The sequence below is a fragment of the Streptomyces lycii genome, assembly GCF_009735685.1.
GTDB lineage: Bacteria > Actinomycetota > Actinomycetes > Streptomycetales > Streptomycetaceae > Streptomyces > Streptomyces lycii.
Genome location: NZ_WHPN01000408.1, coordinates 1 through 9,907 on the forward strand (window position 1 = coordinate 1; position 9,907 = coordinate 9,907).

Consider the following 9,907-nt stretch of genomic DNA (forward strand, 5'->3'; position numbering starts at 1 on the left):
CCGGCGCCGGGGAATGCGTACCCGCTCCCCGGCCCCGCGGCGCCCTCACCGCTCCTTGTCGGGCCACACCCCGATGTGGTCCTGCTCCAGTTCCAGCAGCACCCGGTGCTTGAGGTCCAGGGCCGCGGTGTAGGCGGCGGGGAGCTGGAGCCGTCCGGCCCGGTCCAGGGTCACGAACTCCTGAGCCACGACCGACTCCTGGCCTTCCGCGTCCACCTCCGTGCGGCGCAGCACCTCCGAGGAGGTGCGGCCGTCGCGGATCGCCACCGTGCGGCTGACCTCCCCCGCGACGTCCTGGTCGTGGGTGACGATCACGACGGTCGTGCCCAGTTCCTCGTTGGCCCGCCGGAAGGCGGCGAAGACCTGCTCCCCGGTGGCCGAGTCCAGCTCGCCCGTCGGCTCGTCGGCGAGCAGCAGCGACGGGGAGTTCGCGAGCGCCACCGCGATGGCGACCCGCTGCTGCTGGCCGCCGGACAGCTGCGCCGGACGGCGGTCGTGGCAGTCCGCGAGGCCGAGCATCGCCAGCAGTTCCCGCACCCGCGCGGCCCGCTTCCGCGCCGGGGACCGGCCGCCGCCGCGCAGCTGCACGGGCAGCGCCACGTTCTGCGCCGCCGTCAGATACGGCAGCAGGTTGCGGCCGGTCTGCTGCCAGATGAAGCCGACCACGTCCCGCCGGTAGCGCAGCCGCGCCTTCGCGTTCATCGCGAGCAGGTCGAACCCGGCGACCCGTGCCGTGCCGGCGGTGGGCACGTCCAGCCCGGCCAGGATGTTCATCAGCGTCGACTTGCCGCTGCCGGACGCCCCGACGAGAGCCATCAGCTCGCCCTGCCGGACGAGGAGGTCGAGCCCCTGCAGGGCCTGCACCTCCACCCCGTCCGTGGTGAAGATCCGCACCACCCGGTCGCAGACGATCAGCGCGTCGTGCCCGTAAGCCGGGCCGTCGCGGCGCGAGGCCGCCCGCTGCTCCAGGTCCGCGAGAGAGGAGAGAGGGGAGTTCGTCATCGCAGGTCTCCTGCCCTGAGTTCGTCGATCGAGTCGCGCCGTCCCAGCCACCAGGCCTGAGCCGCCGCCACCGCGGCCGACAGCAGCACCACGGCGGCCGCCGGTACGAGAAGGGACCACAGGTCGGAGCGCGGCGCCGCGCCGCCGTCCGGGAGCCGGGCGATGCCGCCGGCGAACGCCAGCGGGGTCAGGTCGACACCCGGTGCCAGCAGCCAGACGGTGGCCCGGCCGACGAGTACGCCGCCCACGGCGGCCGGCACGGTCTGCGGCAGCGCCTCCAGCAGGAGCAGACCGCGTCCCTGCCGGCGGGTCAGGCCCATGGTGCGCAGCCGGGCCAGCAGCGCCGACCGTTCCGGCGCGGACCGCAGCAGCGACAGCAGCAGCGCGAGCAGGGCGTAACCGGCACCGGCCGCGACGGCGGCGCCGAAGATCCGCTCGGCGCCGCGCTGCAGCACGGAGTCCGCGTAGTCTTCACTTGCCTCGGCGCGCAGCGCCACCTCCGCGTCCCCGTCCGCCGCGCGCACGGCCCCCCGCAGCGCCTCCGCGTCGATCCCCCGGCCCGCCGCGAGCAGCGTGTTGGGCTCCCCGCGGGGCAGCTTCGCCGCGTCGACCACCAGGAACGCGGACGTCGAGACCGCGGGAACGCTCTCGCGCACGGCCGTGACCCGGACGGTGAACCGGCCCGCCGCGGCGAGGATCCGCACCGGCTCGCTCCCGAGCGCCTCGGCCACGTCCGGCGAGGCAACGGCGTCCAGCACCCCGGCTTCCCGCTCCGCGCCGTCCGCCCCGCCCGCCGGGAGACCGCCGAGCCCCTGCTCGCGGAGGAAGCGGTCGTACGCCCGCGGATCCGTGCCGACCAGCGTCGGCGAGAGGCTGCTGTTCGCCGGGTGGCCCTGCGGGAGGTCGACGGCGTACTCGATCAGTACGGGGGCCACCGCCCGGACGCCGGGCACCTCGCGCACGCGGCCGGCCAGCCCCTCGGGCAGGGCCTTCGCACCGCCCGGCGCGGAGATCCGCGCGTCCGCGCCGACGGCTTCGAGCGCCGCCCGGTCCCGGGCGTCGGCGACCCCGGCCAGCACCGCGCCGCCGAAGGCCGTGGAGGCCAGGGCGACGAGCACCACCAGCAGCGGCAGCGTGCCCGCCGAGGGTTCCCGCCCGCTCCGCGCCAGCGCGAGGAACCCGAGGGCGCCGCGCAGCCGTCCGGCCGGGCGGGCCAGCCACCGCAGCGGAATCGGATACAGCCGGACCAGGACCACGGCCGCGATCAGCCCGGTGAGCACCGGGGCAGCGCTCACCAGCAGGTCGCCGTCGTCGGCCGCACCCCGGCGCCGCAGGGCCACGACGGCGCCGGCCGCCAGGGCCAGCAGGGTCAGCTCGGCCACCGTGCGGCGTCTGCCGGGCCTGGCGCGCACCACGTCCTCCCGGCCACCGTGCACCCGGACGGTGCGGTGCGCGACCACGGCCCGTACGGGCAGCGCGGCACAGCCGAGCACCGCGACCGCCGCGGCCCCGGCGACGGACGGCAGCAGCCGTGCCTCCTCGACGAGCCACACCGCGGCGAGGAGTCCCACGGCGGCGGCGGGCAGCGCGACGGCGGCCGACTCGGCCAGCAGCCGGCCGGCGATCCCGGCCAGCGACCCGCCCCGGGCCCGCAGCAGGGCGAGTTCGGAGTGGCGCCGCGCGGCCTGGAGGGCGGCGGCGAGCGCGAGGGTCACCGCGGCGGCGGTACCGGTGCCGGCGGCGGCCACGGCGGTGACGGCGGTGACGGCGGAGGCCGTGTCCCGGTGGGCGGCGAGGACGGCGTCCAGGTCGCCGGCCACGGTGACGGTCCCGCCCGCCGCTTCCCCGGCCTTCAGCAGGCCGGGGCCGCTGCGGAGCCACGCGACCCGGTCGGCGAGCGCCGGGAGATCGCGTGCGGTGAGCCCGGTCACGTCGGGCGCGATCCGCCAGTAGGGCCGGGGTTCGCCGAGCGTCCCGAGCAGGGCCGGTGCGGCCTCCGGGGCGATGAGCAGCGCGCCCTTCCAGTACTGCTCCGGGGGCCGGGTGTCGGTGCTGAGCAGGCTGGGCGTGCGCAGCAGTTCGTACGCGGACCAGTAGCTGCCCTCCGGCCGGAGGGGGTCCACGACGCCCGTGACGCGCACGGTCAGTCCGGGTTCGGTGCGGTTTCCACCGACGTGGACGACCGAGCCGGCGCGGATGCGCAGGGACCGGGCCGTCTCCGTCGTCACGGCCGCCTCGATCTCCCGGGTGCCGGACGTCGCCGCCCGGGCCGCGGGCAGCCGCCCCGCCCGGACCTCGGCGTGGCGGTCCAGCCCCGCCTGGGCCGCCAGGACGAACTCGGGCGGGAGGCCGCCGGGCCGGGGCAGCCAGCGGTCCTGGCCGGTCAGGGGCGTGGTGGTCTGCACGCCGTACGCGGACTGCGCCCGGTCCGCGCGCAGCGGCGCGGGCAGCAGGGCCAGCAGCTCCCGGTACGTGGCCTCGACCGTCCCGGGGCTCAGCAGCCTCTCCCGTTCCCGCCTCGGCATCTCCGGGCCGTGGTAGGGCGTGCTCAGATCCAGGGTGCTGCGGGAGGGGTGCGCGCTCGCGATGTCCTGGCGCAGCCCGCGGGCCCCGTCGGCGTCGGCGGCCCGGGGGAACAGCGCGGCCAGGAACGCGGTGACGAGCACCAGCGCGCCGAGGGCCAGCGCGGCACCCGGCGCGGTGCGCAGCCGTGTACGCGTCCACGGCGCGGCGGTACGGGACGGCTTCCGCGGCGCGGCGCTACGGGTCCGGTTCCACGGGCGGCCGGTCACGTGACGTCCTCCTGTCTGCGCAGGGCCTCCGCGGGCGCCACCCGGCGCAGGGCGATGACGGTGACGGCCGCCAGGGGCAGCAGCGCCACTCCCGCCGGCAGGAGCAGCACCTGCGGCACCGGCAGCTCCACCAGGACCTCCGGTACGGGGCGGGCCGCCTGCCCGGTCAGTACGGTCAGCGGTACGACACCGCGGGTCAGCAGCGTCCCGAGGACGGCCCCGGCCGCCAGCGCCACGGCGATCAGCAGCGCCTGCTCGGAGGCGAACTGCCGGGCGAGCTGCCGCCCGGAGACGCCGAGGGCGCGGAGCACGGCGAGTTCGGTGCGGCGTTCCCGCCAGGAGCCGAGCGCGCCGACCGCGAAGCCGACCGCGGCGAGCGCCGCCGCGGCGACCGTCACCGCCGGCAGCGCGGCGCGGGGCGCGGCCCCCAGCGGATCGCCGAGCAGGGCGGCGGCCGTCTCGTCCCGTACGAGGACGTCGGCGGGGTCGGCGTCGGGCCGCTCCCGCAGGGCCGCGGCGGTGTCCGCGGTGCCGGCCGGGTCCGTGCCGAGCCACCACTCGGTGGGGTCCAGCGGATCACCGGAGTCGCGGGCGAGAAGGGCGTTGACGGCGCGCAGGTCCAGCAGCAGCCCGCCGCCGGTGCCGGACCCGGCCGCCGCGGTCCCGCTACCGCCGCTGTCGTCGCTCCCGGAGTCCCCGGCGGCGGCCGGAGCGGCCCCGGCGGTGTCCGTGGCGGCGTCGGACGCGGGGCCGGTGGTGGGCAGTTGGCGCACGCTGTGCGCGATCCGTACCCGTACGTCCTGGCCTCCCAGCGTGACGTCCACGCTGTCGCCCGGCCGGGCGCCCGTCTGCCGCAGGAACGCGTCCGTCGCCACCCCGGTGACCTGGCGCGGTGCCTCGGGCCGTTCCGCGCGCAGCCGCAGCGACACGTCCTCCGCCGGGGGTTCCTGCGCGCCCCCGGTGGCCGTGGAATCGACGCGGTAGACGGCGGACAGCGGGCGCTCGGCCGTGGCGGCGGAGGTGCGGGCCCCGGCGGGGGGCCGTCCGGTGCCGCCGGCCGTGGTGACCGCGGTGCCGCGCCAGCGCAGGCTGCCGGGCACGGTGACCGGGAGGCGGTTCCCGTCGCGGTCCCGGGCCGTCGGGTCCGTGACGTCGAGACGGAGTTCGCCGCGCGCGCCGGGCGGCACCGGGCCGGTCAGGTCCAGGCCCGTGATCGCGAGCGGTCCGGCGGGCGCGGCGCGCCGTTCACCGCCTGCCGTGTCGAGCCGCAGGGTGACCGTGCGGGGCGCGCCCCCGGCCACGGCACCGGCCGGCAGCCGGTACGTCAGCCCGTGCGCGTCCTCCAGCAGCACGGTGACCGCCGGTTCGTGGCCGCGCGGCGCCTTCCCGGTCCGGGGCTCCGCCAGGCGCAGGGTCAGCGAGACGCTGCGGGCGCCCTCGGGCAGGACGAGACCGGCACGGCCGTCCGGCCCGCCGGACCGTGTGGCGGCGAGCAGCCGGCCCGCGTCCACGTCGGCCAGGTCGTCCCGGAGCAGCAGCCGCTGGTCCGCGCGCCGGGTGTCCAGCGCCAGCACGGTCGCGGCCCGGTCGCCCGACAGGCTGAGGGACGCGCGGTGCGCGGGCGCGGCGGACCGGACGCCCGGCAGCGTGGCGTACCGGCCGGGCTCGCCGGGGCCGTCGAGCCGGTGGTCCTGCACCCGGATCGACGCTCCCGTGCGGAAGTCCGCCCGGTCCCGCTGCGAGCGGTCCCACGACGCGCTCTGCCCGACGGCCAGCATGCCCATGGCGACCACGAGAACCAGCAGCAGCACCGGGCCGGCGGCCCGCTGCGGGCGGCGGCTGAGCTGCCACGCGGTGAGCGCCCCGAGCAGCGAACGGCCGCCGGCCGCCCGCCGCTCGGCGAACCGCGCGGCGAGCGGCATGAGGCGCAGCAGCAGGACCGTCCCGGCCAGCAGCGCGAGCGCGGGCGTCAGGACCAGCAGCGGGTCGGCGCCGAGCCCGTCCGCGGAGCCGCCGCCCGGCGTCCCGGTGCCCGGGCCCGCGCTCTGCCGTTGCAGCTGCCAGTACGCCACCGCGGCGACGACCAGCAGTCCGATGTCGGCCCCGGCCCGCAGCGGCCCCGGCAACGAGACGGCCCGGCCCCGGTGTCCGGTGCTCGCCGCCAGCGCGGGCGCCACCAGCACGGCGCAGCACAGCGCCGTCGCGGCCGACACCAGCCAGACCGCGGCCGTCCCGGAGTCGCCGGGCCGCACTCCGATGCCGCCGAGCCCGGAGCGCTCCGCGAGCAGCCGGGTGAGCGGGCCCGCCAGCAGGGGCGCACACACCGCGGCCGGCACGGCCGGCAGCAGCGACTCCGCCCACGCGAGCGCCGCGATCCGCCGGGGCGACGCGCCCCGGGCCCGCAGCAGTTCGTTCTCCCCGGCCCGTTCCGCGCGCAGCAGCCGTGTCACCAGCAGCAGCGCGCACACCGCGAGCAGCACCAGCTGCGCCGAGACGACGAGCAGCGTCGAGCGGGACACCAGCAGCGCCCGCTCGGAGCGGTCGAGCACGGCCGGGAGCCCGGTCGTCACGGTCGGGTTGCCGCCGAGCGCCTCCGCCTCCCGCAGTCGCTCGGGGCCGCGCGCCGAGGCGTCGCGCAGCGCGTCGACGCGCCCGGTCGTGAGGGTTGCGTAGTCGGCGCCGGCGACCCAGGTCGTGGTGTCGCCGGAGGTGCGCCCCGAGGCGAGCACCGAGGGGCTGACCAGCAGCGGCCCGTAAGTGGTGAAGACGACCTTCTGCACGCCGCGGCCGCGCAGGGCGTCGGCCTGCCAGTACGGGTCGGCGGGGTCCGCGGCCCGGTACACGCCGGTGACCCGGATGGCCACGTCGCCGCCGCCGAGCCGGTCGGTGAGCGTGAGACGGTCGCCCGGGCCGAGGTCCAGCTGTTCCGCGGCGGCCTGCGGTACGGCGACGGGGACCGGGGCGTCGCGCGTGGCGCGCGCCTTCGGAGCGGGCAGTTCGCCGGAGACCCGGGTGACGCGGGTCCGGTCGAGTGAGGCGAAGTGGGTGAGGTGCGGCTTGTCCGGCGGCGCGGGCGCCCCCGCGACGGCGGGCAGCGCGTACGGCCCGGACTTCCGCAGCTTCCGGACCGTCACCGGCAGCCCGTCGAAGGTCTCCCGGGCGCCCCGCTCCACGGCCTCGTCGGCGGCCCGCGCGCCCTTTGGGGCGACGTCCGCGCCGACGACCAGCGCGGCGGACGCGGCGGAACCGCCGCCGAGTTCGTGCCGCAGGGCGGCTCCGTCCACGGCTCCGGAGAAGGACGCGAGGGTGGCCAACACCGTCGTGGCCGTGACGACGACCAGCGTCGCCGCCGCGAGAAGCGCCCGGTGCGCCGCGACGCGCAGTAGTACGAAGAGCGACACCCGTCCCCCGCCGAGTCACCGAAAGAGTACGGGCACCACACCCGTTTCATACTGAATCTATAGCGGCCGAACAGCACCGCACAGGCAAATGTTCGAATGTCATCCGACCGTGATCCGCTCCCTGGCATACGATGATGCGCCGCGCCGGATCACGACGACCGGTCCGCGAACGGGCGGTGCACGGCACGGGATCACGCCAGCCGGCGGGCGGGCGGTGCACGGCGCCGGATTACGACAACCGGTTCACGACGGGGGCCCACATGACGGACAGCGCCGAGAGAGCCACCGGTCCCGCGGCCGCCCCGGGCGGCCGCGGCGGGACCGGGCTCGCCGAAACCCCCATGGTCCGCGCCGAGAACCTGCACCGCTCCTACGGCACCGGCTCGACGCGGGTGGAGGCCCTGCGCGGCGTCGGCTTCGAGGTGCCGCGCGGTGAACTGGTCGCCCTCAAGGGCCGGTCGGGCTCGGGCAAGACGACACTGCTCAACCTCGTCGGCGGCCTCGACACCCCCGACGAGGGCCGGGTCACCGTCGACGGGACGGACCTCTCCGGACTCGACGAGCAGGGGCTGCTCCGGCTGCGCCGCGACAGCATCGGCTTCGTCTTCCAGTCCTACGGACTGATCCCCATCCTCACCGCCGCCGAGAACGTGGGGGTGCCGCTCCGGCTCCGCGGAACCGACCCGCGCGAACGGGAGGAGCGCGTCGCGCTGCTGCTGTCCCTGGTCGGGCTGACCGACCACGCGGCGCAGCGGCCCGGTGAACTGTCCGGCGGCCAGTGCCAGCGCGTCGCCATCGCCCGCGCCCTCGCCAACCGGCCGGTGCTGCTCATCGCCGACGAACCGACCGGCCAGTTGGACGCGGAGACCGGCCTGGCGATGATGGAACTGCTGCGCGCGGTGGTGCGCAGTGAGGGCGTGACGGCGCTGGTCGCCACGCACGACACCCAGCTCCTCGATCTGGCGGACCGGGTGCTGGAACTGAGCGACGGCACCATCACCGGTTCCTGAGCCGCCGCACCGCCGTCAGTTCCCCGGCGCCGCGCAGGTCGTGCCGTCCGGGCAGAACCAGCTGAGCGCCGTGTCCAGCAGCTCCCGTTCGTCGTCCTCGCCGTCGCCGGCGGACCCGTAGACGACCAGGGCGTATCGCTCCCCGTCGCCGGCCTCGAAGCGGTGGTCGATGACGTGCCGCCGGCCGGTGTCCGCCTCACCGGCGACCTCGTCGGCGCGGTACTCGTGCACCGCGGCCTCGCGTTCGCCGTCGCCGGTCTCCTCCAGGGTGATCAGTTCATAGCCGTCGAGCCGCTCGCTCTCCAGCTGCGCGGCCTCCAGCGAGGCGTACGGCGAACTCTCCATCACCTGGAACACCTGGAGGCGCCGGACCCCGCTCCGGTCGCGGTAGTCGACCACGTCCATGCCGTACAGCGAGGGCCGGCTCTCGCGCTCCCAGCCCTCCGGGAGCGCCAGCCGGAAGCCCTCGGGGTCGTGCACCGGTTCCCAGCCGGCGGGCGGCGGGAGCGCGGACGCCTCACCGGGTGTCGTCTCCGGCCGCGGCCCGTCCTCGGAGGCGGCGCCGGGACCCGGTTCGCCGCTCGCCGCGCCGACCGGTTCGCGGTACGGCTCCGGTTCGTCCCCCCAGCCCAGCGCCCAGACGCCGAAGACCAGCCCGGCCGCGGCCAGCACGACGGCGGTGTTGCGCCGCACGAGCCGCTGCCGCCGGAGGTCCAGCGCCCGGTCGGGGTCGGACAGCCGCTCCTCCTCCGGCCGGGACCATTCCTGCCGCTCGGTGTCGAAGACCTTCACGACCACGGCCCTCCCCCGGTCCCGCCGCCCGGCCGTCGGCGGTACGTCGTCCCGGGAGCCGCCCGGTCCTCCCGGTCGTTCGCCGCTGGGGTCCGGTGGGTCATCGCGGCAGTCGCCGCTGGGGCCCGGTGGGTCATCGCGGCAGTCCCGTCCGTCATCGCAACAACTGGGCGATGCCCTGGACGACGGCGGTGGCCGAGGCGACGGCCGCCGCGGCGGGGGCCTGGGTGCCCAGCCATCCGCTCACCCGGTCCAGCAGGTCCGCCAGCCGGCTCCGCTCGACCGTGCCGTTGGCCGCGATCTCGTCCTCGGCGCGGGAGAGTTCACCGTCGAGCGCGGTGTCCGCGTCGCTGCGGTCGTCCGCGGGGAGCGCGGCGCGCAGCGCGGCGATGGCCTCCAGCAGCCGCCGGTGCGCGGGGTCCGGGGCGCTGCCCGTGGTGTTGACGGAGCGGGCCGTGCCGTACCGGCCGGTGGCGATCGAGCCGCCGCTCATGCTGCCGACGCTGACGTTCCCCCCGCCGCCGTTCCCGGGTGTGCGGGGCGTGTCGCCGTCCGGGGTGCTGCTCATGCGCTGCTTCCCTCCGTGTCGGGCCCCGGGCGGGGCGTCTGCTGGACCGTGTGGCCGGCCCGGCCGTGGCTGCCGGTGGCGACCGCGCCGCCCGACATCTCCTGGATGAACACGCTGCCGCCGCTGACCTGGTAGACGTGCTGCTCGAACTGGTCGGTGTGGTAGCTGTGCTCGGTGAGGGCCTGGCGCATGCCGTTGACGATGCGTTCCTGGACGGTCTTGATGTACCGGGTGGCGTCCATCTCCTGGAGCGGCGACAGCCTGCCGTTCCCGGCCAGTTCCCGCAGCGAGACCCTCGGCACGTCCGGGGCACGGCCGTGCCCGGACCGCCGCGCGGCCCGG

The 9,907-nt window shown here is 77.2% G+C and carries 6 protein-coding genes; 1 reads left to right on the forward strand and 5 read right to left on the reverse strand.

The genetic code is table 11. The features are described from left to right. Nucleotides 1-45 precede the first annotated feature (45 nt). The 3 genes from GCU69_RS28965 to GCU69_RS28975 are packed head-to-tail and all read right to left on the reverse strand — an operon-like array spanning nt 46 to nt 7,195. Nucleotides 46-1,002 carry an ATP-binding cassette domain-containing protein gene (locus tag GCU69_RS28965; protein WP_098751937.1) on the reverse strand — a complete coding sequence of 319 codons (957 nt, stop codon included), beginning with the start codon at nt 1,000-1,002 and terminating at the stop codon, nt 46-48. Continuing rightward, entirely contained in the window at nt 999-3,794 is a 2,796-nt protein-coding gene (locus tag GCU69_RS28970; RefSeq protein WP_156207656.1) for an FtsX-like permease family protein, read from the reverse strand. Before GCU69_RS28970 ends, GCU69_RS28965 begins: the two co-directional genes overlap by 4 nt. Continuing rightward, nucleotides 3,791-7,195, reverse strand: coding sequence for an FtsX-like permease family protein (locus tag GCU69_RS28975; protein ID WP_156207657.1), 3,405 nt, complete (start codon nt 7,193-7,195; stop codon nt 3,791-3,793). The genes GCU69_RS28970 and GCU69_RS28975 overlap by 4 nt, the downstream gene beginning before the upstream one ends. Before the next feature lie 260 nt (nt 7,196-7,455). Between GCU69_RS28975 and GCU69_RS28980 the strand changes: the two genes are divergently transcribed. Next, nucleotides 7,456-8,205 carry an ABC transporter ATP-binding protein gene (locus tag GCU69_RS28980; protein ID WP_098751934.1) on the forward strand — a complete coding sequence of 250 codons (750 nt, stop codon included), beginning with the start codon at nt 7,456-7,458 and terminating at the stop codon, nt 8,203-8,205. A gap of 15 nt (nt 8,206-8,220) precedes the next feature. Here GCU69_RS28980 and GCU69_RS28985 read toward each other — a convergent pair whose 3' ends face one another. Together GCU69_RS28985 and GCU69_RS34865 are read right to left on the reverse strand one after the other, a co-directional pair. Further along, nucleotides 8,221-9,003: a hypothetical protein gene (locus GCU69_RS28985; RefSeq protein WP_156207658.1), complete on the reverse strand. Its 783-nt coding sequence runs from the start codon at nt 9,001-9,003 to the stop codon at nt 8,221-8,223. A 148-nt stretch (nt 9,004-9,151) separates the two neighbouring features. Next, nucleotides 9,152-9,490, reverse strand: coding sequence for a hypothetical protein (locus GCU69_RS34865; protein ID WP_218037998.1), 339 nt, complete (start codon nt 9,488-9,490; stop codon nt 9,152-9,154). Nucleotides 9,491-9,907: the final 417 nt, after the last annotated feature.

What these genes read in the sequence shown, in the direction of transcription:
- GCU69_RS28965 (WP_098751937.1), bottom strand. Translation starts at nt 1,002, where the DNA reads ATGACGAACTCCCCTCTCTCCTCTCTCGCGGACCTGGAGCAGCGGGCG.
- GCU69_RS28980 (WP_098751934.1), top strand. Translation starts at nt 7,456, where the DNA reads ATGACGGACAGCGCCGAGAGAGCCACCGGTCCCGCGGCCGCCCCGGGC.
- GCU69_RS34865 (WP_218037998.1), bottom strand. Translation starts at nt 9,490, where the DNA reads ATGAGCGGCGGCTCGATCGCCACCGGCCGGTACGGCACGGCCCGCTCC.